The organism is Streptomyces sp. NPDC043861, assembly GCF_056435905.1.
In genome coordinates, this window is record NZ_JBWKDP010000001.1 from 905,367 (window position 1) to 927,844 (window position 22,478).

Sequence of the window (22,478 nt, forward strand, 5' to 3'; positions counted from 1 at the left end):
CTCAGGCGATCGACGCCGAGACGATCGCCGCCACCGCGAGATTGCACGACGCCGTCACCCAGACCGCCGGGTGCGGCTCCGCCTCGACCAGGGTTGCGCCCAGCTTGCCCGGCGTGACCAGGTCGACGATCAGGAACGCAACCGCCATCAGCACGAGTCCGAGGACGCCGAACGCCGCCGTCGACACAAGGCCCTTGCCGAAGTCGTCGTACGTGGTCCAGATCGAGGTGAAGACAATTCCTCCGATACCGAGCAGGGCCGAGCTCAGCAGCACCGCCGCATTGCGGTTGCGCTCCTCCCAGATCTGCCGGCCGAGCTTGCCGGGCGTCAGCAGGTCCACCAGGACGATGCCGAGGATCAGCAGAACCACACCGAGGGCACCGTAGGCGGTGGCCCGGCCAAGTCCATTGACTATGTCGGTCATTGGGAAGCCAGTCTCCGTGTCTGAAATTGATCGTGGTCAAGGCGCGGCAAAATCTATCGCACGGGCACCGTCTGCCCCACGGGCCTCGGCATTCCTGCCTCGGGAGCCCCGGCAGTGCGGGGCCCCGGCCTGTCGGTCGGCTTACGGTGCCGGGAAAGCCGGGTTCGTGTGCAGGGCGCGGCGGAAGACCGTTCGTCGCGGCCGCGGCGAACGGAGACGACCGGCGTGTACGGGGCACCCTGCACACCGGCGTGTGCGCCGTACCGACCCCAGGGCCTGAGCGGTCGATGCGGTTCCCGGTACAGGGGGAGTGACGAGCACCTGGTGTGTGGAGACTCTTCGAGGGCGAGGGCGAGGGCGAGGGCGAGGGCGAGGGCGAGGGCGAGGGCGAATCAAGGCGGTCAGAGCCGCGTCCCGGAAGACATGTGTTTCCGCGCGGCCGGCCCCCTGATCGAGGAGACCCGTCGCGTGCCTGGATGTGATCACGGACGTACAGACGTGACGGGGCTCTCGATGCGGCGCAGTGCGCCGTTCCGTACCCTGGTTCCGCCTGTCGGCCGTGACGGTGGAGTGCAAGGTCCGGGAGCGTCTCGGCATGCGCTCCGCGCGGTGTCGGGAAACTCGGCAACCGGACAGCACGAACACCGGAAAAGCAGCCGGGAAGCTGGCCGTTGTAGAGTGAAAAGACCGCCCTTGACCTGCAAAGGCAGGCAGGGAGCCGCACTCCGGGAGCGCTCAATGCTGCGTACTCTGTTCAAGTCCAAGATCCACCGGGCCACCGTCACCCATGCCGACCTCCACTACGTCGGCTCCGTGACGGTCGACGCCGACCTGATGGAGGCAGCCGATCTGCTCCCGGGCGAGCTCGTCCACATCGTCGACATCGACAACGGCGCCCGGCTCGAGACCTATGTCATCGAGGGTGAGCGGGGCTCCGGCGTCATCGGCATCAACGGTGCCGCGGCCCACCTCGTGCACCCCGGCGACCTGGTGATCCTCATCAGTTACGCCCAGGTCGACGATGCCGAGGCCCGGACCCTGGTGCCCCGGGTCGTCCATGTCGACGCCGAGAACCGCATCGTCGAGCTCGGCACCGACCCCTCCAGGCCGGTGCCCGGCACAGACACGGAGAGCAGCCCGCACTCCGTTCCTGCGGCCGCCGCGCGGATCTGACCAACCACTGCCGGACCGGAATCGTGCGCTCGGGGGTTTGCCATGGCTGAGCGCGAGCTCCGTGACGACAGGGAGGGCGGACGACTCGAGGCGTACGAGGACGGCGAGTTCGCCGGGCACATCGCCTACTTCACGATGGATGGCGAGCCCCCTGCGCTCGTCGCGGTGCACACCGTCGTGGAGACCGGGCACGAGGGCAAGGGCATGGCAGGCTCGCTGGTACGCGAGTTCTACGCGATGGCCGCCCGAGAGGGTGTCCCGGTCGTACCGCTGTGCCCGTACGCCGCGAAGTGGGCCGAGCGCCACCCCGGCGAGGCGCCGGTGCCCCCGGCCGGGGTGGTGGACGCCGCCGTGCGTCAGCTCAAGGACCACCCCGGTCTGTGACACCCCGGTCCGCGGCTGCCGCTGCCGGTACCGACGGGTGCAGCCGACGAGTGGAGCCGACGAGTGGAGCCGACGAGCGTGGGCACGCGCAAAGGGAGAACCTGGAGCCGTACGGCCCACTGACCCCGGGAGACCCAGCGATGACTCACCCGAACCCCGACCCCGTACCGCCCGCGCCCACTCCGCCGCCGGGACCGGGACCAGGTCCTGGGCCCGACCCCGTACCGCCCGCGCCCACTCCGCCGCCCGGACCGGGGCCGGGCCCCGCGCCGGGCCCCGTGCCCCCGCCCCAGCCACCTCCCGGTCCCGCGCCGGACCCGATCCCCAGGCCACCGGGACCCGACCCGGTGCCCGAACCGGAACCACAGCCGGGGCCCATGCAATGACCGGTGCCTGACCGGCGGAGCGACGGGTGCACCGACCCGCCCGGGTCGGTGCACCCGTCGCTCCGCGGGCCCGTGGCTCAGTCGGTGGTGACCTCCGACCGGTCACCGCCCCACAGCGTGTGGAACGACCCGTCGCGGTCGGTGCGCCGGTAGGTGTGCGCACCGAAGAAGTCCCGCTGTCCCTGGGTGAGCGCCGCGGGCAGCCGTCGCGCGCGCAGCGCGTCGTAGTACGCCAGCGCGGCCGAGAACCCCGGCGTCGGAACGCCCTGCCGCGCCGCGGCAGCCACCACCGCACGCCAGTCGTCCTGCGCCGCGCCGATCTCCTCGGCGAACTGCTTGTCGGACAGAAGGCTCGGCAGCTCGGGACGGGCGTCGTAGGCGGCGCGGATCCGGTCCAGGAACGCGGCCCTGATGATGCACCCCGCCCGCCAGATCGCCGCCACCGCGCCCGGGTCGATGCCCCAGTCGTAGGCGTCGCTGCCGGCCTGGATCTGGTGGAAACCCTGTGTGTACGACACGATCTTCGACGCGTACAGCGCCTGCTCGACCTGGGCGGCGAAGTGCTCCGCGTCCTCCCCGGAGAGAGGCTGCGCCACCGGTCCCGGGAGGTCGCGCGAGGCCTCGCGCAGATCGGCATGGCCCGAGAGCGAGCGGGCGAAGACCGCCTCGGCGATGCCCGAGACGGGCACCCCCAGATCCAGCGCGATCTGGACCGTCCAGCGGCCGGTCCCCTTCTGCTCGGCCCGGTCCGCGACGATGTCGACGAACGGCTTTCCTGTCCCTGCGTCCGTGTGCGCCAGCACCTCGGCCGTGATCTCGATCAGATACGAGTCGAGGCGGCCGGTGTTCCAGCCCCGGAACGTCTCGGCGATCTTCGCGGGGGAGTATCCGGCCACAGCTCGCAACAGGTGGTACGCCTCGGCGATCAGCTGCATGTCCGCGTACTCGATGCCGTTGTGCACCATCTTCACGAAGTGGCCCGCGCCGTCGGGGCCGATGTGGGCCGTGCAGGGCGTGCCGTCGGCCGCCTTGGCGGCGATCTTCTCCAGCAGCGGGCCGAGCGAGGTGTACGACTCCGCCGAGCCGCCCGGCATGATGCTCGGCCCGTGCAGGGCCCCCTCCTCGCCGCCCGAAATGCCCACGCCCACGAAGTGGATGCCGCGCTCCCGCAGCTCGCGTTCGCGGCGCCGGGTGTCGGCGAAGTGCGCGTTGCCGCCGTCGATGATGACGTCACCGGGCTCGAGCAGAGGAGCGAACTCCTCGATCACGGCATCCGTCGGATCGCCCGCCTTGACCATGATGACCAGGCGCCGGGGCCTCTCCAGAGCGGCGACGAATTCCTCGGCGCTCTCGGCCGGGACGAAGGAGCCCTCGTCGCCGAATGCCTCGACCAGCTCGCGTGTCCTGGCCGCTGTCCGGTTGTGCACGGCGACCGTGAAGCCGTTGCGTGCGAAGTTCCGGGCGAGATTGCGGCCCATCACCGCAAGCCCGGTGACGCCGATCTGGGCGGTACCGCTCATACATGTGCTCCTGGAGTGCGTCGAGTCCGTCGGAAGTGCCCCTCCCGTGGCCAGTATGAATACGGGGCACGGGAGCCGGGTGTTCATGGGAGCACGAGTCGCCCGCGCGGCGCAGAGCCGCCACGCCGCGCCGACGGCCGTGCAACGCACACGATCCGGCGCCCCGCTCGTACCCCGCTCGTACCCCGTTCGCGCCCCTTGTCAGGGCCAGTTGGGAACGTTTAGCTTGGGCGGCTGTTGATGGCTTCCAGGGGGGATTCATGGCCGTTCGCGGAAAGCACCGCCGCTACCAGCCGAGCCGTATCAACCGGGCATCGCTCACGGTCACCGCGGGCAGCGCCGGAATGGCGCTGCCGCTGATCGGCGCGGCCCCCGCTGATGCCGCACCCGTGGACGTCTGGGACAAGGTCGCGACCTGCGAGTCCACGAACAACTGGCACATCAACACCGGGAACGGCTACTACGGCGGGCTGCAGTTCAGCCAGTCGACCTGGGAGGAGTACGGCGGCAGGGCCTACGCCCCGCGCGCCGACCTGGCCACCAAGGGCCAGCAGATCGCCATCGCCGAGAAAGTGCTCGAGGGGCAGGGGCCGGGAGCGTGGCCGGCCTGCTCCTTACGCGCCGGACTCACCCGCGGCGCCGACGCGCCCGCCGTCAGCACGGAGCGGCAGCGTGCGGCGAAGGCCGCGCCCGCCCGGACCGCGCGGTCGAAGGCCACCCCCACCACCGTCCCCACCCAGCGCGAGATGTACACGGTGGCGCGCGGCGACTCGCTGTCCGGGATCGCGGGGACCCAGCGGGTCAAGGGCGGCTGGCAGGCCCTCTACGAGGCCAACCGTGCCGTCGTCGGTGATGATCCGGACCTCATCATCCCGGGCCAGCGACTGCGCATCCAGGTCACGGCCAACCGTCCCGCGAGCCCCGCGCAGCCGAAGAGCCGGGACAAGGGTGAGCCGGCGAAGTCCCGTCCCGCCGCGTCGCAGCAGGCCGCAGCGAAGCCCGCCCCGCAGAAGCGGCAGGAACAGCAGAAGCAGCACAAGCAGCAGTCGAGGCAGCGCAGCGACAGGGCCGAGCGCACGACCACCCACACCGGGTTCAGCGCGCCCGTCACCGCGAGCCCCGGCACTCCGTACCGCAAGGCCGGTGCAGCCTGGTCGAGCGGCTACCACACGGGTGTGGACTTCCCGGTGCCCACCGGCACCTCGGTGAAGGCCGTCGCCCCCGGCCGGGTCGTCTCGGCCGGCTGGGCGGGTGCCTACGGATACGAGATCGTCATCCGCCACGCCGACGGCAGGTACAGCCAGTACGCGCATCTCTCGGCGCTCAACGTACGTGCAGGACAGCAGGTCAACGGCGGGCAGCGGATCGCCCGTTCAGGATCCACCGGCAACAGCTCGGGTCCGCACCTCCATTTCGAGGTGCGAACGGGGCCGGGGTACGGCTCCGACGTCGATCCGCTCGCCTACCTCAGGGCACGCGGCGTCACGGTCTGAGAGGGCGTCGGCCGGTGTTCCCGCCCGCCGCCGCGCGGTGAGCAGGACCAGCCCCGTGGCGGCCACGGCCGCGCACACCAGGGCGAGGACGGTGCCGGTCATGCCGTACCGGAACCGCTCGCCGAAGAGCGTGATCCCCACCGCTGCCGCGACGACCGGATTCACCACGGTCACCGTCGCCAGCGGGGCGGCCAGGCCCGCGCCGCGGTACGACGCCTGCGACAGCAGCAGCCCCGTCGTGGCCAGGCCGGCTATCACCAGCAGGCTCGGCAGCAACTCGGCCGTCAGGCCGGCCGACGACTTCCCGAGGTCCTCCGCCACGATCTTCGTGAACACCGAGGCCACTCCGAACGCCACGCCCGCGCCGCCCGCGAGCACCACGCCGCGCAACACCGGCCGGCGCATCCGGAGGGCGGCGACGAACAGGGCGGCGGCGGTTCCGAACGCCGCCGCGGCCAACACCAGGCGCCCCTCGGTGCCCGGCGCACGGGAATCCGCCGACCCGGTCAGGGCCAGCAGCCCGGCGAGCCCCACGGTGGCCAGGAGCGCTCCCCGCCGGGCCCGCGCCCCTGCGCCACTGCTCCCGGACAGTGCGGCCATGGGCAGGGCGAAGACGATGGTCAGCGCGCCGAGCGGCTGGACCACGCTCAGCGGCCCGTACGCCAGCGCCATGACATGCAGCAGCCCGCCCGCCCCGGTCAGTCCCGCCGCGACCCACCAGCGGGTGCTGCGCACCAGGGCGTACGGCCCGCCGGGCACCCCGGCGGCCACCCGCTCCTGCACGATCGCCGCGGCCGCATAGGCGACCGCGGAGACCAGGGAAAGCAGCACGGAGAGTGCGAGGGAGCTCATGATCTACACGATCTCCCCCGGGGACCGGCCCCGTCGTCGTCCTTGAGCAGGCAATGCCTCCTACTACCGACGGAGTACGGGAGTACGTGCGTACGGCTCCGGAGGTGGTCCCCAGGGCGGACCGGCCGGGCCGGCCTGTGCTTCGATGGGGGCGGGAGTACGAGCGGATCGGGGCGGCGGGTGGATCTGGAGCGGCTGGATTCCGTAGGGGGATTCTTCGCGGTGCGGACCGGTGACCCCGGGGTCGGACACCGTCCGCTCGCCCGCCTGTACGCGGGGGAGCTCGCACCGCTCACCGCCCGGGTGGACCTGGTCGCGGCCCGCCTGGGCACGCCCGAGCGGAGGGCCGCCGCGTCGATCGCGCATCTGGGGCTCGTCGCGCGGCTCTGGTCCACGGCGCTGGGGCCCGCCGCACTCTACGGCGAGTTCCCCGATCCGACGGCCGAAGCCCTCCACTGGGCGCCGGACCTCACCGCACCCGACGATCTGCGCTGGGGGAGGGCACAGCCTCTGCCGGGGACCGTCGATGCCCTTCGCGAGGCCGTCCACTTCGGTCATCTCGTGCCGCTCGCCCAGGCGTTCCGCCACGAAGTGCGGATCTCGCCCCGGCTGCTGTGGGGCAACGCAGGCTCCGCACTCGCCGGAGCGCTGCGCGAACTGAACCGCTGGGCACGGGCGAACGGCCGCCCCGAGGTCGCCGGGCGTGCCGCTGACCTCACCGCCGGGCTGCTGGAACATCCCGATCTCATGGGCACCGTCCGCGGCCCTGCGCTGCGCAGGACCACCTGCTGTCTCTACTACCGCATTCCCGGTGGCGGGCTGTGCGGCGACTGCGTCTTCGACCGGGCCCCCGGACGATAGGGGCGCGTCCCGCGCCGCGACGGTCTTCCGCCGCGCGCACATCTGAGTGACCATCAAGGGATGAGGGTGGCACTGCTCACACGCGAGTACCCGCCGGATGTCTACGGCGGCGCCGGAGTCCATGTGGAGTTCCTCGCCCGGGAGTTGCGCACGTTGACCGACGTCGACGTGCATGCCTGGGGCACATCTGCGGGTGCCGGCGCGGCTTTCGCCGAGCCGGGCGGAGCCGTGCGGCACACGGCCCTCGCCGGGCTCGACGGCGCCAACGAGGCCCTGCGCGCCTTCTCCGTCGATCTGTCGATGGCCGCGGCGGTCCAGGGCCGGGACGTCGTGCACTCCCACACCTGGTACACCAACCTCGCCGGCCATGTCGCCAAGCTGCTGTACGGCGTGCCGCACATCGTGACTCGCACTCGCTGGAGCCGTTGCGGCCGTGGAAGGCCGAGCGGCTCGGCGGCGGCTACGCCCTGTCCGGCTGGGCGGAGCGGACCGCGATCGAGGCCGCGGACGCGGTCATCGCCGTTTCGCACGGCATGCGTGCCGACATCCTCGACTGCTATCCCGCCGTGGACCCGGCCAGGGTCCGGGTCGTCCACAACGGCATCGACACCCGGCTCTACCGGCCCGATACCGGCACCGACACACTGCGGCGCATCGGCATCGACCCCCTCCGGCCGTACGTCCTCTTCATCGGCCGAATCACCCGGCAGAAGGGCGTCCCCCATCTGCTGCGCGCAGCCAGGGCCCTCGACCCCGGCGCCCAGCTGGTGCTGTGTGCCGGAGCGCCCGACACGCCGGAAACCGGCGCCGAGTTCAGGGTGCTCGTCGAGGAGCTGGAACGGGTGCGCGACGGCGTGCACTGGATTCCCGAAATGCTGCCACGCCCCGAGGTGGTGCAACTCCTGAGCCACGCGGCCGTGTTCGTCTGCCCTTCGGTGTACGAGCCGCTGGGCATCGTGAACCTCGAGGCGATGGCCTGCGGCACGGCGGTCGTGGCGTCGGCCGTCGGCGGCATTCCCGAGGTCGTCGATGACGGACTGACCGGGTTGCTCGTGCCGTACGACGCCCGGCATCCGGGCAACTTCGAGGCGGGGCTGACCGAAGCCCTGAACCGGGTGCTCGACGACCCGGCCGGCGCACGTCGTATGGGCGCTGCGGGCCGGGAGCGCGCGGTCACCGAGTTCGGCTGGGACCGGGTGGCCCGGCGTACGTACGACGTGTACGAGGAGATGCTCAAGCCGAGCTGACGGCCTGGGCCGACGGTGTGAGGGGGCACGATGCGCGGTGGACCTTCGGTGCTCGGGATCGTCCTGGCAGGCGGGGAGGGCAAACGGCTGATGCCGCTCACCGCCGACCGTGCGAAACCGGCGGTCACCTTCGGCGGAACGTACCGGCTCGTCGACTTCGTGCTGTCCAACCTGGTCAACGGGGACATCCTGCGGATCTGTGTGCTGACGCAGTACAAGTCCCACTCCCTCGACCGTCACATCACCACCACGTGGCGGATGTCCGGCCTCCTGGGCAACTATGTGACACCTGTGCCCGCACAGCAGCGGCTCGGCCCACGCTGGTATCTGGGCAGCGCCGACGCCATCCTCCAGTCCCTCAACCTGGTCCATGACGAACAGCCGGACTACGTCGCGGTGTTCGGTGCCGACCATGTCTACCGGATGGATCCGCGGCACATGCTGAAGCAGCACATCGAGAGCGGTGCGGGCGTCACCGTCGCCGGGATCAGGGTGCCGCGCGTCGACGCCTCGTCGTTCGGGGTCATCGGTCCCGCCCGGGACGGCTCCAGGGTGGAGCGCTTCCTGGAGAAACCCACTGACCCTCCGGGACTCCCGGGCGACCCGGGTCATGTCTTCGCGTCCATGGGCAACTACGTCTTCACCACCAAGGTGCTGGTCGACGCACTCCACCGGGACGCCGAGGACGCGCACTCGGTGCATGACATGGGGGGCTCGATCCTGCCGATGCTCACGGAGCGCGGTATGGCGCAGCTCTATGACTTCCATGGAAACCATGTGCCGGGGGAGAGCCCTGCCGAGCACGGCTACTGGCGGGATGTGGGCACTCTCGACTCGTACTACGAATCCCATATGGATCTGATCGCGGACCAGCCCGTCTTCAGCCTCGAGAACCGGCACTGGCCCTTCTACACCCACCCCGGGCAGCTGCCGCCCGCGAGATTCTGCGCGGGCGGGATCGCGAGCGACGCGGTCGTCGGCCCCGGCTGTGTGATCCGGGGCCAGGTCACCCGGTCCGTTCTCTCGCCCGGAGTGACCGTCGGACCGGGCGCGGTCGTCCAGGGTTCGGTCCTGCACGACAACGTCAGGGTCGGACGGGGTGCGGTGGTGCGCGGGGCCGTCCTGGACAAGAACGTCGACGTCCCGCCCGGGGCCACGATCGGCGTCAATCCGGAGCGGGACGAGGAGCTCTACACGGTGTCGAAGGGTGGGGTCATCGCCCTGGGCAAGGGGCAGCCGGTGCTGTGACATCACGGCGCCGGCCGGCCCGGTCGCTGTCCGCACGCGGGGGCCGGCCTGCGTTGCCTCCGGTTCGATCCGGCCCGCCCCCGAGCCGGTGGGGGCGGGCCGGCCCGTATCAGGCCCCGCCATCCATCCGTCGGATGCGACTCTCCGTGGTGGTGTTCTCCGCGGAGGGTCACGTTCGGCTCGCTCCGGGCTGTGGCCCGGGAGGAGCCGAAGTGCTCCGGCGTTGCCCTGCCGGGTGCCCGGCAGCATCGGGGTTGGCGTCCGTGCTCCCGGCTGACGTAAAGTTCCGCTTTTGGAATCCACAACGGGACACCATCCACGGGACACAGGGAACGGAACGGCAGCGGCGATGACGGTGACACAGGACGGCCCCGGCCAGGAGTGCGGGCCGGACCAGGAATTCGGGCCCGGTATCGACCCGCAGCGCCTGTCCGTCTGCCTGAGCGTTCTCGAGGAGCTCGACCGGCTGGAGGTCGACCACCCCGACGCGATCACCGTCCGCCGGGCCACCGCCGGGATCTACCGGACCGTGAAGCAGCGACGCCGCCAGGAGCGCCGGGCCGCCAAGACCGCCCACGACAAGGCGGTCACCGAGGCCACCGCCACCGGCTCCGCAGAGCGCATCGACGACGAGACGCAGGGAGTGCTCCCCTCCTCCTCCGTGGTGGGAGAGATCGCGGGCATACTCCGGCGCCCCCGGTCCTGCTACATCTGCAAGGCCCGGTATGTCGAGGTCGATGCCTTCTACCACCAGCTCTGCCAGAAGTGCGCCGCCGAGAACCGGGCCCGCCGTGACGCCCGCACCGACCTCACCGGCCGGCGTGCACTGCTCACCGGCGGCCGCGCCAAGATCGGGATGTACATCGCGCTGCGGCTGCTGCGCGACGGCGCCCACACCACCATCACGACGCGTTTCCCGAACGACGCGATCCGTCGTTTCAAGGCGATGCCGGACAGTGACGAGTGGATCCACCGTCTCAAGATCGTCGGCATTGATCTGCGTGACCCGGCGCAGGTCGTGGCGCTCGCCGACTCGGTCGCCGCAGCGGGGCCGCTCGACATCCTGATCAACAATGCCGCGCAGACGGTGCGCCGCTCCCCGCAGGCCTACCGCGAGCTCGTTGCCGCAGAGGACGCTCCGCTGCCCGCGGGCGAGCTCCCCTCCGCCCAGGTGATCGGCACCTTCGGCAGTGGCGGTGTCGACCGGGTCGCCGCGCTGCCCGCCGCCCGCTCCGAGATGTCCGACGAGGCGCTCACCGCCCAGGACGTCACCGATCTGGCTCTGGTCTCCGGTTCGGCCTCGCTCGCCAGGATCGAGGCGGGGACCGCCATCGATGCCGGAGGCCTGGTCCCCGACCTGCACGACACCAACAGCTGGATCCAGACGGTGTCCGAGGTCGACCCGGTCGAACTGCTCGAAGTGCAGCTGTGCAACTCGACGGCGCCGTTCATCCTCATCAGCAGGCTCCGTCCGGCGATGGCCGCCTCCTCCGCGAAGCGGAAGTACGTCGTGAACGTGTCCGCCATGGAGGGTGTCTTCAGCCGTGGCTACAAGGGCGCGGGTCACCCGCACACCAATATGGCCAAGGCGGCGCTGAACATGCTCACCCGCACCAGCGCCCAGGAAATGTTCCAGGCGGACGGCATCCTGATGACCGCCGTCGACACCGGCTGGATCACCGACGAGCGCCCGCACCCCGACAAGATCCGTCTCGCCGCCGAGGGCTTCCATGCCCCGCTCGATCTGGTCGACGGCGCCGCCCGTGTCTACGACCCGATCGTGCGCGGCGAGGACGGCGAGGACTTGTACGGCTGCTTCCTCAAGGACTACGCACAGGCCAACTGGTAACCCGTTCGGCCGTAACCCCCGGGCGAGCAGGGCCGCCCGGGGGTTTGCTTTTACCCGATGGGCCGTCATCTCTGTGCGTTTTCCTGTACAGAAACACCCAATGTGACGTTCCCCATCGAGCGCAGGGGCGCTCATTTGGTTACGCTGGAGCGCACGGACGGCAAACAAGGGCCCACGAAACCCCTCGGCCGCCCTGGGACAGGCCCGCTACCACGGCCGCGATCCCGCCAGAGAACGGCGCCACCGCGACCGAAAGCCCCTAGTCCCCCTGTTACGCGACGCAGAGGAGTGCGCGGTGACAACTGAAGTGACCAAGCAGGAGAAGCGGCCTGCCCAACGAGGCGAACGGCTGGCCGGCAGAATCCGGCGCGCCGACGAGCTCGGCAGCCTCGAGGTCTGGGCCAGATCCGCACCGATCCGGCTCGCCGGATACGAGGACGACCTCGAGGAGCCGCACATCCTGCCCGGCGTCGACTGAGCCGGTTGCCGGAGTTCATACCCCCTGTCCCGTCGGGACAGGGGGTATGTCGTTGCTTTTCTCCTGTTTGCCCTGCTTTCACACCCGTTCGGTCGTCACGACGGTCGTGCTCAGCCGGGTCGGCGGCAGGAAGTCGCGCAAGTAGCGCCGCTGCCAGCAGGCGCCGGTGGCACGCAGTTGACGCCAGCTCGTGAACTCGTAGTGGTAGAGCCGGGCGCGGATGTACAGCGGCGGTGCGTCGGGGAACGGATTGCGGCGCAGCAGCTTCAGCGTGTCGCGGTCGTTGTCGAGCAGCCGCTCGACGAAGCCGCCGAACCAGGGCCGGGCATATGCGGGGGACAGCGCCGCGAACCACATGAGCCAGTCGAGCCGCAGATGGTACGGGGCGAACTGGCGGGGCCATCGCCGGATGTCTCCCGGTTTGCCGTGGAACTCGTACTCCCGCCACACCGTGCCGGAGCGCAGCACCGCCTCGTCCGTGCCCTCCACGACGACCTCGAACCTGACCCGCCCGACCGTGCCGAACGCCCCGTAGGTGTTGACCAGGTGCAGAGGGTCGAACGAGCGGTTCATCGCCTGTCGCCGCGAGAGCAGATTGCGCACCGGGCGGTGGCTGAGGACCAGGACGAGCACGGTCACGGCGATGACGAGGACCTCGTACCAGAGCGGCGGGGCCGGAAGCGGATGCGGCCCGGCGAAACCGGTGAACAGGGAGGTGTCGACGGCGGACAGCGCCAGCGCGATCGTCAGCCAGTTCAGCCAGGAGAAGTTTCCCGACAGGACCAGCCACAGCTGGGTCACGACCATCAGGACTGCCGCCGCGCTCGCGATCGGCTGGGGAGTGAAGAGCAGGACCGGAACCAGAAGTTGGGTGACGTGGTTGGCGCCCGCCTCGGCGCGGTGGAGCGGCCCCGGAAGATGGTGGAAGAACCAGCTCAGCGGGCCCGGCATCGGCTGGGTCTCATGGTGGAAGTAGAGGCAGGTCAGCCTGCGCCAGCACTCGTCGCCACGGATCTTGATCAGGCCCGCGCCGAACTCCACCCGGAACAGCAGCCAGCGCAGCAGCCACAGCACCAGCACCGGCGGGCCGGCACGCTCGTTGCCGAGAAAGATGGCGAGGAATCCGGTCTCGAGCAGCAGTGATTCCCAGCCGAAGGCATACCACGTCTGACCCACGTTGACGATCGAGAGGTACAGCGCCCACAGGACGGCCCACCACAGCATCGCCGTCCACAGTGGCAGCTGATCGGCCGCGCCGCCCACCAGAGCGGCCGACAGTACCGCCCCGGCCCAGGCGCAGCATGCGAAGAACCGGTCCGAGTAGTGCAGTTGGAAGATGCTCGGAGCCCGCCGCAGTGGCACCAGGCGTGTGTACTCGGGAACCGGAAGCATGCCGCGCTCCCCGATCAGCGCACGGAACTGGAGAGCGGCGGACAGGAAGCCGACGAGGTACACCACGGCCAGCGCCCGCTGGAAGACCAGCCTGCTCAGCCAGTAGTCGGGTGCCGTGAACCACTCCATCGCGGACCTCCGGTACCTCCAGTATCGGCCCCGTCGCCACCGGCTGCGGGGCCGGCCTGCGGGCGGACGCGGCCATGAGGTGCGGGCGGGGTGCGGATGTGCCGGGCGGTGCCGGCCCGCGGACGCAGGGAGCGGCGCGTCGCGCCACGAACGGACGCTCCCGGCGTGCGCAGTGGGCGAGTCAGCCGTTCGGCGCTGTCCCGCTCCGCATCCCGCCAGGTCAGAACGGTCCCGGACGCCCGTCCCCGCAGCCGCCGCAGCGGGCCCGGACCGGCCGGTCCGGTCGCGGGCCGGACCGGAATGCGGCAAGACAAGAGTGATCACCTACGGATGCAAGTCACCACAGGCAGGAGAACGCGGGTCATGTTCGTGTGCTCACCGATGCATCGCCGGTACGCCAGGCTCGCCGCACTGCCGGCAGTCCTGTCGGCCGCACTTCTGGTTACGGGCTGCAGCAAGCTGACGGATTCCGGCCAGGCCGGTACGGAGGCGAGGCAGCAGATCCATCTGCAGCCGGCCGCTGACCCGGGCTCCGATCCGTTCACTCCTTCGACGGCCACCATCGCGGGTGCGTCCGGATCATTGCCCTCTCCGCGCGCCTCGCTGTCGGCCCGCGCCTCCGAGCCGGGCGTCCGCTCGATCCGTACGGTGCTGGGCTCCACCCCCGGGCTCTACGGCGGCACACGCTCCATCGCGAGCTGTGACGTCGAGCAGCAGATCCGCTTCTTCATGTCCGACGGGAACAAGGGCCGTGCCTTTGCCAGTGGTGCGGGCGTGAGCCAGAGCGATCTCCCGGAGTTCCTGCGCGGGCTCACTCCGGTGATCCTGCGGGCCGACGCCCGGGTCACCGGCCACAGCTACCGCGACGGCGCCGCCCAGCGCTTCCAGGCCGTCCTCCAGGGCGGTACCGCGGTCCTGGTCGACGAGCACGGCTCGCCCAGGGTCCGCTGCACGTCGGGCAGCCCGCTGGCCTCGCCGGTGATCGATGCCGGGGTGCCCGAGGAGCAGGGCAGGACGTGGCCCGGCTACGACCGCGACCGCGTCGTCGTGATCACCCGCTCGCCGGATGTGATCAACAGCCTCATCATCGCCGACATCGCAGGACGTTCCTGGCTGGCCAGGACGAGCGGCTCCGACGGCGAGGCCGACCGCAAGCCGGATGCAGTGCCGGCCTACGACCCCGGAACGCCCGTCACGGAGATGCCGTTCAACCAGCCGGTCGGCCCGGACACCTCGAGTCCCAAGCCGATCCTCCCGGACGCGGGCGGGAGCGCGAGCCCTCAGCCGAACCGCCAGGGCGTGCCTGCGGTTCCCGACCCCGCACGGTCCGGGACGGGGACCGGAGCCGGAGCGGGCTCCGGCACGGCGCCGGTCCCCGACGGGCCCGGGGCAGGTTCCGGTTCGGGCAGGGCGGAGAACAACCCCCAGCCCGCACCGGTGCCCGACTTCCCCGACGGCACCGGCCCGGGTGTCGCCGACCCGAACGGCACCGGCCCGGGTGTCGCCGACCCGAACGGTGGCGACCCGCAGACACAGGGCGGCACGGTGTACGGGCCGGACGCGAGTGACGCCGACATCCTCTTCGGCCCCGAGGCGGGCACTGGGAACTCCGGCGCCCATGCTCCGGACGCCTCCCGCCCGAAGGGCTTCGGCGGCTTCGGCGGCCGCCCCGGCGCGGGCGATTCCTCCCCGGCACCATCCGGTGGCGCCGCGAACACTTCCCGCCCGCCGGCACAGGGGGGCAACTCGCTCCAGGGCTGACGTGCCGGGCGCAGGGACTGTCCGCTCGCTCGAAATATCGGACAAATGATGGCAGAGTGTCACCATGGCTGATCGGGCAGCGGGTGCCGTGTCGCTTCCCGACGACTGGCCGGCGCACTCGGATCTGAGCCTGTCCCTCAACCACATGGGCAGTTTCGACTGGGATCTCGACAGCGGGCTGCTGCATCTGGACCAGTCGGCGCTCGATGTGTTCGACGTGACGGCGGAGGAGTACGACGGGCGCCCCCAGACGCTTGCCATCCGTGTCCCGCACAGCGAGGCCACGCGGCTGGACGGCCTGGTGTCCCAGGCGCTGAAGAGCGGCAGCAACAGCTACGGCGCGTACTTCCGGATCCGGTGCCGGGACGGCAGTCTGCGCTGGACCCACACCCAGGGGGCGGTCAGGCGTGATGCCGCCGGCCGCCCCCACCGCATCATCGGCATCGTCCGTGACGCCACCCAGGAACTCGCCGATTCCTCCGCCCGCGTGGAAATCGATGCGGAACGCCGCCGTCAGACCAGCGTCGTCGAGAGCACCACGGCAGCGCTGGCCCATGCCAGGACCGTCAGAGACGTCATCGAGGTGCTGAAGGACTCGCACGGCCTCGAGCGACTCGGTGCCACCAGCATGGTGGTGGGGCTGCTGGAGTCGGGCAGGATCCATCTCGTCGCCGAGGGGCCCGAAGGGTCCTTCGTGCCCGGAACCCGTTACACGCGGGTGGACGAGCAGTACCCGATGAGCGAGGTCATCCGCACCCTTGCGCCCCGTTTCATCGAGTCGAAGGAGGACTTCGCCCGCTCCTACCCGAGGCTGTGGCCCCACATCAGCGGGCTCGGGATCACCTCCGCCGCCTATATGCCGCTCATTGCCCAGGCCCGGCCCATCGGCGCGCTCGGCCTGCTCTACAGCGACAAGACCGGATTCACGACGGAAGAGCGCAATCTGCTGGTGGCGCTCGGCAGCAGTATCGCCCAGAGCCTGCAGCGAGCCGTGCTCTTCGAGCAGGAGCACGATCTCGCCGAGGGGCTGCAGCAGGCCATGCTGCCGCGCCGGATCCCCGCCGTCCCGGGCGCGCAGATCGCGGTCCGCTACCGCTCCGCCCGCCTCGGCCGGGACATCGGCGGCGACTGGTACGACGTCATCCCGCTGCCCGGCGGCCGTGTCGGCGCGGTCATCGGTGACGTCCAGGGACATGACACGCATGCCGCAGCGGTCATGGGCCAGCTGCGCATCGTGCTGCGTGCGTACGCCGCTGAAGGGCACACCCCGGCGACCGTGATGGCCCGCGCCTCCGTGTTCCTCCATGAGCTCGACACCGACCGCTTCGCGACCTGCACCTATGCGGAGGCGGATCTGACCACCGGGGTGGTCCAGATGGTCCGGGCCGGGCATGTCGGCCCGCTGCTGCTGACTCCGGACGGCGACTGCCGTCGAGTCCCGGTCAGCGGCGGTCTGCCGCTCGGGCTTTCGGCCGAGTTCGGCCGGCTCGAGTACCCCGTTGCCACCGTCGAACTGGACCCCGGCCAGACGCTGCTCCTCTACACGGACGGGCTCGTCGAACAGCCGGGAGCCGACCTCGACGACGGGATGCGGCAGCTCACCGACCTGATCCGCGGCGGCCCACGGAACCTCCAGCTGCTCGCCGACCATCTCTGTGAGGAGGTCGACGAACGGGCGGGCGAGGACGACGTGGCGCTCCTGATGCTGCGCCGCCACGGCGCCGCCGCCTCGCAGGCGGGCGGCCGGCTGCAGCAGCATGTCGCCCAGAACGACCCCGAGGCACTGAGCTCCGCCCGGCACATGATCCGTGCGGCGGTGCGCGCCTGGGGTGCGGGCGACCGCTCCGACGAGATCGAGCTCGCCGCGGACGAGCTCATCACCAATGCGCTGATGCACACCGATGGCGGAGCGGTCGTGACCGCGCGGGTGCTGTCGGGACCGGAGCGGCGGCTTCGGGTGGAGGTGGACGATCTGTCCAGCGCCCTGCCCCGGCGGCGAGAGGCGGGTGAATCCGGTGTGTCCGGCCGGGGGCTGATGCTGGTGGACCAGCTGGCCGACGTCTGGGGTGTGGAGTCGCGCGGCAGCGGCAAATCTGTGTGGTGCGAGTTCGTCGTCATGGATCGTGTTGCCGAGCGACCGATCGCCTGACCGACACGTACTGGTAACCGTATGTAATGTAACTGCACTTGACCGTAACCGATCGCAAGCGATTGACTGAATACTCCTGTGTTCCGGCCTTCAAGGACATGAGGACCCCCTTGAGCACTGAGCTTCTGGCACCCCTGGATCTGGCTTTCTGGCATCTCGAGACCGCCGAGCACCCCATGCACCTCGGAGCGCTCGCCCATTTCTCGCGGCCCGGCGACGGTGCGTGCGACAGCGAGGAGATCCTCGAGCTCCTCGCCACCCGCGCTGCAGCGATCCCGCGGCTGCGGATGCGGGTGCGCGACGTCCTCCTGCCCGTCGGCGGCGCCGCCTGGTCCGTCGACAAGGACTTCGACGTGCGCCGCCATCTGCGCCAGGTCCGCCTCCCGGCCGGGGAGTTCGCCGCCGCCTCGGCCCGGCTCGCGGGAGAGCTGATGGAGCGCCCGCTCGAACGGGGCCTTCCGCCCTGGGAGATGTACCTCCTCACCGGCGGGCCCGGGGACCCGTTCGGCGTGCTCGTCAAACTGCACCACGCCCTCGCCGACGGGATGCGCGCCGTAGCCATCGGCGCGGGCATCTTCGACGAGATCGCCGACGCCCGTACCGCCCGCTCCGGGCGCCGCAACGGCCGTTCCGTGCCGCCCCGGTCCTGGCTGCCCGGTCCCTGGCAGGTCGCCGGGATGGCCCGCGGCCGGATCGAGGAGCTGAGCCGGGCCGTGGGGGTCGGCGCCTCGCTCGTCGGCGCCTCCCTCGCCCGGGCCGGACGGCTCGACCCGCGCGGCGCCGCCGCGCTCAGTGCCACCTCGAGCGGGACGCGCAGGCTCGCCACCTCCGTCCTGTGCCTGGACGATGTGCACGAGGTACGCAGGGTCGCCGGTGGCACCGCCAACGACGTCCTGCTCGCGACCGTGGCCGGTGCCCTGCGCCGGTGGATGACCGAGCGCGGCGACGTACTGCCGCTCACCGATCCCAGTGCCCTCGTCCCCGTGTCCAGGCGCCGCCCCGGCAGCGCGCCGGGCTCCGGCAACAAGCTCTCGGCGTATGTGCTCGGCCTCCCGGTCTGCCAGCCGGACCCCTGGGCACGGCTGTACGCGATCCGCGACGGCATGGACCGCAACAAGGCGGCGGGTCCGCTGCGCGGCGCGGGCGCGGTCGCCGTGCTCGCCGACCAACTGCCGCCGCTCGCCCACCGCTTCGGCGCGCCGATCGCCGGGAACGCCGCCCGGATGCTCTTCGACGTGCTGGTGACGAGTGTGCCGCTGCCGCGCTCCGCGCTCTCGCTCGGCGGCTGCCCGCTGCGCGAGCTGTACCCCATGGCTCCGCTCGCCCGGGGCCAGTCCCTCGCCGTCGCGATGTCGACGTACGGCGGCCGGGTGCACATCGGTCTCGTCGCCGACGGCAAGGCTCTTCCGGACGTGGACCGGCTCGCGCGCAGCATGGAGGAGGAGCTCGCCGAGCTGGTGGCACTCGTCCGCTAGTCCGCCTCTCCGAGTGCGTGGGTGCGTGGTGTGTCTCTCCGTCGGTCCGTCGGTCCGTCGGTCCGGTCTGCGGGCCGGGACCCGTTGCGGCAGTCTGGACGCATGCCCGAACTGCCCGAGGTCGAAGCGCTCAGAGAGTTCCTCGACGACAACCTGGTCGGCAAGGAGATCGCCAAGGTGCTGCCCGTGGCGATCAGCGTGCTCAAGACGTACGACCCGCCGCTCAGCGCCGTCGAAGGCACCGAGGCCGTCGCCGTGCACCGGCACGGCAAGTTCCTCGACATCGTCACGTCGGCCGGGCTGCATCTGGTCTTCCACCTCGCCCGTGCGGGCTGGCTGCAGTGGAAGGACGTGCTCCCCTCGGGCGTGCCCCGGCCGGGCAAGGGTCCGCTTGCCCTGCGCACCGCACTCACCGGCGGCGACGGCTTCGACCTGACCGAGGCGGGTACGACGAAGCGGCTCGCCGTCCATCTCGTGCACGACCCGGCCGAGGTTCCCGGCATCGCCCGGCTCGGCCCCGACCCGCTGGCCGGCGACTTCGGCCGGGACGAGTTCGCCGCACTGCTCGCCGGTGAACGCCGCCAGATCAAGGGCGCCCTGCGCGACCAGAGCCTCATCGCTGGCATCGGCAACGCCTACAGCGACGAGATCCTGCATGCCGCGAAGCTGTCGCCGTACAAGCTCACCTCGAAACTGACCGAGGAAGAGATCACCGGACTCCACGAGGCGATGCGCACCACGCTCGCGGACGCCGTGGACCGCTCGCGGGGACTCGCAGCCGGGAAGCTCAAGTCCGAGAAGAAGAGCGGACTCCGGGTGCACGGCCGCACCGGGGAGCCCTGCCCGGTGTGCGGCGACACCATCCGTGAGGTGTCCTTCCACGACTCGTCGCTGCAGTACTGCCCCACCTGTCAGACAGGCGGCAGGCCCCTCGCCGACCGCAGGCTGTCGAGGCTGCTCAAATAGGGCGCCCCGGGTCCTTCAGTGGCCCAGGGACACCAGCCGCTCGCCGGTCGTGCTGCGGACCTCGAAGCGGCCGATCTCGTCGGGTGCCAGCGCCGTGGCCACCTCGAGGTCCAGCGGCTGCCCTGTCGCGGACGAGCCCGGGATGCCGTAGCCGCCGACCGGCACCGACCAGGTGGTGACCGCATGCTCCTTGCCGTCCTTGGCGACCGCGACCAACTCGCAGAGCCGCGGCCCCGGCAGCTTCGCGATGCGCAGCGCGATCGCGGTGCCCCACGCCTTCTTGTGGAGGTCGACTGCGCCGTACACCCCCGTCGCCGCATCCGTCGCTGACATGTGCATCCCGGCGGCGCCGCTCCCCGCCCGGCCGGTCAGGCCGACCACGAGTGCGGGGAGCGCGACGATCAGCGCCGCCGCGGCCGTGACGAGCCGCAGCCGTCGCCGTGAGCTGTGCCGGCGTCGCAGCGCGACCTCCCTGAGCAGCCGGTCGAGCAGGTCCTGCGACGGCCCGGCCCCGGGCAGAGCACGTCCCTCGGGCCCGGCGAGGTCGCCCAGCGCTGATGCGACCGGGCCGAGATCGGCCAGTTGCACCGCGCACAGGACGCATTCCGACAGATGCTCCTCAAAGCGGAACGCGTCGGAGGGATCGAGGACGCCCAGCGCATAGGCAGCCACATCCCTGTGCCGGTCCCGCAGATTCATGGACCAATCCTTCGGCTCGTCGGCTACGAACGGTCCATACGGGTCGTACGCACCGTGGTGTCGTCCAGGAATACGCACGAGGGCGCCGCGCTGCTCATCCGTGCGTCGGAAAAGCCTGCACGGCTCCCGTGGTCCCGCCTCCCGCCCGCGCCTAAACTCCGCAGCATGCTGCGCGCACTCGCTGTCGACGACGAGAAACCGGCCCTTGAGGAACTGCTCTACCTGCTGCGTTCCGACCCCCGGGTGCACAGTGCCGACGGCGCCACCGATGCCACCGAGGCGCTGCGCCGCATCAGCCGGGCGCTCGACGCCGGGCCGGACGGCGACGACGCCATCGACGTCGTCTTCCTCGACATCCACATGGCCGGGCTGACCGGGCTCGATGTCGCCAAGCTGCTCGCCGGCTTTGCCCGCCCTCCCCTGATCGTGTTCGTGACCGCCCACGAGGGCTTCGCCGTGCAGGCCTTCGACCTCAAGGCCGTCGACTACGTCCTCAAGCCGGTGCGCAGGGAGCGGCTGGCCGAGGCGGTGCGCCGGGTCAGCGAACTGACCGACGCGGCGCGTGAGTCCCGGCAGCCCGCGCCGGCGGTCGTGCCCCCGCAGACGGCACCTGCCGTGACGGGGGCGACCGCGCCCGGTGGGCTGTCCGACCAGATCCCGGTGGAGCTCGGCGGCGTCACCCGGTTCGTCGCCATCGACGACATCGCCTATGTCGAGGCCCAGGGCGACTACGCCCGTCTGCACACGGCCGAGGGCAGCCATCTTGTCCGGATTCCCCTGTCCGCGCTCGAGGAACGCTGGGCGTCCCGAGGCTTCGTACGCATACACCGAAGCCATCTCGTCGCTGTCGGGCGCATCGACGAACTGCGTCTGGACGCCGGGGCGACCACTGTCCGGGTGGGCGCGGCGGAGCTCGCGGTGAGCCGTCGCCATGCACGCCAGCTACGGGATCTGCTGATGCGCCACGCGCGTCGCTGACCCGTGGCCCGGGCGGCCGGGGACCGTTCGACGCGTGCGAGGAGCCGCTCGTCGCCCGTGTGCGCCCGCACGGCGACGCCGTCGCCCCGTCGGGCGAGCGGCCCCGTGAATCGTCCCCCGCGCGCCCGCTCCCCGCCTACCCTTGATCAGGAAGGGCAAAGGGGTGACATGTCCGATATCGAAGCGCTTCTCCAGGAGCTCACCGGGTTGCGTTCGGTCCGTCCCGGCGGCAGCTGCGACGTCGAAGCAGTCATCGCCAGGGCCAGGAGCGCCGCCGGTCGCTGGGCCGACGTACTGGACGAGATCCGGGGATCCGCACAGGGGCTCGTCGGTCCTCGCGCGGAAGCCGCCCTCGAGGTCGCGTTCCGTCGCGCGGAGGAGTCCTACGTCGAGTTGGAGATCGCTCTTGCGGACTGCGCCGGCCGGCGGCGCGGCGCCTGAGGGCTGTCCCGTGATCCCCGGCGTGCGCACGGCGACGGCCGCGGCGCTCCGCCGGCCACCGCTGGGAGGTACGCCCGCGCTGCGTTGTCGCTTCGCCCGAGTACGTCCGGTTCGGGGGTGATCTGCCCCGGCCTCCGGCCGGGTGGGGATGTTCCCGGCGGAGCCGGGGGAGTGTCCCCGCCGCCTTGTGATGCTTCCCCCGGTCCTGGCACCTGCGGAGACCCCGTGCAGGCGCCTGTGGAGACTTCATCATCCGAGCCATGTGCTGATCCGTCAGCGGTCACGGCAGGCGCCACCCTGCCGTGACCGGAGCGGACTGCCGGGATTGCCCGCCGCGTCTCGACGGTGGTCGGCGGGTGGACGTCCGGGACCGACCGGGACCGGACCGGGGCAGCGCCTACCCTCCGTCCTGGCTCCTGCGTAGACTCCCTAGCGCTGTGACGGAGAGGTTCACCCGGCGCATGACGACGGCTACGACGCTCCATCGGCCACCGCTGGGAGGTCCCCCGCGCTGCGTTGTCGCATCGCCCGAGTACGTCCGGTTCGAGGGTGATCTGCCCCGGCCTCCGGCCG

Annotated in this window: 18 protein-coding genes and 1 pseudogene; 14 read left to right on the forward strand and 5 right to left on the reverse strand. The window is 71.1% G+C overall.

Annotated elements, in window-relative coordinates; translation table 11 throughout:
- Window position 1: 1 nt before the first annotated feature.
- A complete protein-coding gene (locus AC068D_RS03770; protein ID WP_478821281.1) occupies window positions 2–424 on the reverse strand; it encodes a DUF350 domain-containing protein in 423 nt (140 codons plus the stop codon).
- Between the two features lie 738 nt (window positions 425–1,162).
- On the opposite strand from AC068D_RS03770, the gene panD reads away from it, so the two are divergent.
- Together panD and AC068D_RS03780 are read left to right on the forward strand one after the other, a co-directional pair.
- Window positions 1,163–1,597, forward strand: a complete 435-nt coding sequence (gene panD, locus AC068D_RS03775; RefSeq protein WP_478821282.1) for an aspartate 1-decarboxylase — start codon at window positions 1,163–1,165, stop codon at window positions 1,595–1,597.
- 42 nt (window positions 1,598–1,639) lie between these two features.
- Entirely contained in the window at window positions 1,640–1,981 is a 342-nt protein-coding gene (locus tag AC068D_RS03780; protein ID WP_478821283.1) for a GNAT family N-acetyltransferase, read from the forward strand.
- A gap of 463 nt (window positions 1,982–2,444) precedes the next feature.
- Here the strand turns inward: AC068D_RS03780 and gndA are convergent, their stop codons facing one another.
- Window positions 2,445–3,887, reverse strand: a complete 1,443-nt coding sequence (gndA, locus tag AC068D_RS03785; RefSeq protein WP_478821284.1) for an NADP-dependent phosphogluconate dehydrogenase — start codon at window positions 3,885–3,887, stop codon at window positions 2,445–2,447.
- A 260-nt stretch (window positions 3,888–4,147) separates the two neighbouring features.
- On the opposite strand from gndA, the gene AC068D_RS03790 reads away from it, so the two are divergent.
- Window positions 4,148–5,380 (forward strand): transglycosylase family protein, encoded by a 1,233-nt coding sequence (locus AC068D_RS03790; RefSeq protein ID WP_478821285.1) that lies wholly within the window; start codon window positions 4,148–4,150, stop codon window positions 5,378–5,380.
- Here the strand turns inward: AC068D_RS03790 and AC068D_RS03795 are convergent.
- Window positions 5,261–6,232, reverse strand: coding sequence for a DMT family transporter (locus AC068D_RS03795; RefSeq protein ID WP_478821286.1), 972 nt, complete (start codon window positions 6,230–6,232; stop codon window positions 5,261–5,263). The genes AC068D_RS03790 and AC068D_RS03795 overlap by 120 nt on opposite strands.
- 180 nt (window positions 6,233–6,412) lie before the next feature.
- Here AC068D_RS03795 and AC068D_RS03800 point away from each other — a divergent pair, with 180 nt between their 5' ends.
- The 5 genes and pseudogenes from AC068D_RS03800 (at window position 6,413) to AC068D_RS03820 (ending at window position 11,915) form a co-directional block, all read left to right on the forward strand.
- Entirely contained in the window at window positions 6,413–7,093 is a 681-nt protein-coding gene (locus AC068D_RS03800; RefSeq protein WP_478821287.1) for a (2Fe-2S)-binding protein, read from the forward strand.
- 60 nt (window positions 7,094–7,153) lie between these two features.
- A pseudogene (gene glgA, locus AC068D_RS03805) lies at window positions 7,154–8,340 on the forward strand (glycogen synthase).
- A 30-nt stretch (window positions 8,341–8,370) separates the two neighbouring features.
- Complete coding sequence (gene glgC / locus AC068D_RS03810; RefSeq protein WP_478821288.1) at window positions 8,371–9,588, forward strand: glucose-1-phosphate adenylyltransferase; 1,218 nt, start codon at window positions 8,371–8,373, stop codon at window positions 9,586–9,588.
- Window positions 9,589–9,937: 349 nt separating this feature from the next.
- Window positions 9,938–11,437, forward strand: a complete 1,500-nt coding sequence (locus tag AC068D_RS03815; protein WP_478821289.1) for an SDR family NAD(P)-dependent oxidoreductase — start codon at window positions 9,938–9,940, stop codon at window positions 11,435–11,437.
- Between the two features lie 295 nt (window positions 11,438–11,732).
- Entirely contained in the window at window positions 11,733–11,915 is a 183-nt protein-coding gene (locus AC068D_RS03820) for a hypothetical protein (protein ID WP_478821290.1), read from the forward strand.
- Between the two features lie 78 nt (window positions 11,916–11,993).
- Here the strand turns inward: AC068D_RS03820 and AC068D_RS03825 are convergent, their stop codons facing one another.
- Window positions 11,994–13,436: a lipase maturation factor family protein gene (locus AC068D_RS03825; RefSeq protein ID WP_478821291.1), complete on the reverse strand. Its 1,443-nt coding sequence runs from the start codon at window positions 13,434–13,436 to the stop codon at window positions 11,994–11,996.
- Between the two features lie 363 nt (window positions 13,437–13,799).
- Here AC068D_RS03825 and AC068D_RS03830 point away from each other — a divergent pair, with 363 nt between their 5' ends.
- From AC068D_RS03830 to AC068D_RS03845, 4 genes are all read left to right on the forward strand, one after another.
- Window positions 13,800–15,197, forward strand: a complete 1,398-nt coding sequence (locus AC068D_RS03830; protein WP_478821292.1) for a DUF6777 domain-containing protein — start codon at window positions 13,800–13,802, stop codon at window positions 15,195–15,197.
- Window positions 15,198–15,261: 64 nt separating this feature from the next.
- The gene (locus tag AC068D_RS03835) at window positions 15,262–17,346 is read left to right on the forward strand and encodes a SpoIIE family protein phosphatase (RefSeq protein ID WP_478821293.1); all 2,085 of its coding nucleotides are present in this window, start codon (window positions 15,262–15,264) and stop codon (window positions 17,344–17,346) included.
- 110 nt (window positions 17,347–17,456) lie between these two features.
- Window positions 17,457–18,821, forward strand: coding sequence for a wax ester/triacylglycerol synthase family O-acyltransferase (locus tag AC068D_RS03840; protein WP_478821294.1), 1,365 nt, complete (start codon window positions 17,457–17,459; stop codon window positions 18,819–18,821).
- 102 nt (window positions 18,822–18,923) lie between these two features.
- Window positions 18,924–19,787, forward strand: a complete 864-nt coding sequence (locus AC068D_RS03845) for an Fpg/Nei family DNA glycosylase (RefSeq protein WP_478821295.1) — start codon at window positions 18,924–18,926, stop codon at window positions 19,785–19,787.
- Window positions 19,788–19,802: 15 nt separating this feature from the next.
- Here the strand turns inward: AC068D_RS03845 and AC068D_RS03850 are convergent, their stop codons facing one another.
- A complete protein-coding gene (locus AC068D_RS03850) occupies window positions 19,803–20,486 on the reverse strand; it encodes an anti-sigma factor family protein (RefSeq protein ID WP_478821296.1) in 684 nt (227 codons plus the stop codon).
- 165 nt (window positions 20,487–20,651) lie between these two features.
- Between AC068D_RS03850 and AC068D_RS03855 the strand changes: the two genes are divergently transcribed.
- Window positions 20,652–21,464 (forward strand): LytR/AlgR family response regulator transcription factor, encoded by an 813-nt coding sequence (locus AC068D_RS03855; protein ID WP_478821297.1) that lies wholly within the window; start codon window positions 20,652–20,654, stop codon window positions 21,462–21,464.
- Window positions 21,465–21,632: 168 nt separating this feature from the next.
- Complete coding sequence (locus AC068D_RS03860) at window positions 21,633–21,905, forward strand: hypothetical protein (RefSeq protein ID WP_478821298.1); 273 nt, start codon at window positions 21,633–21,635, stop codon at window positions 21,903–21,905.
- The last annotated feature ends 573 nt before the right edge of the window (window positions 21,906–22,478 follow it).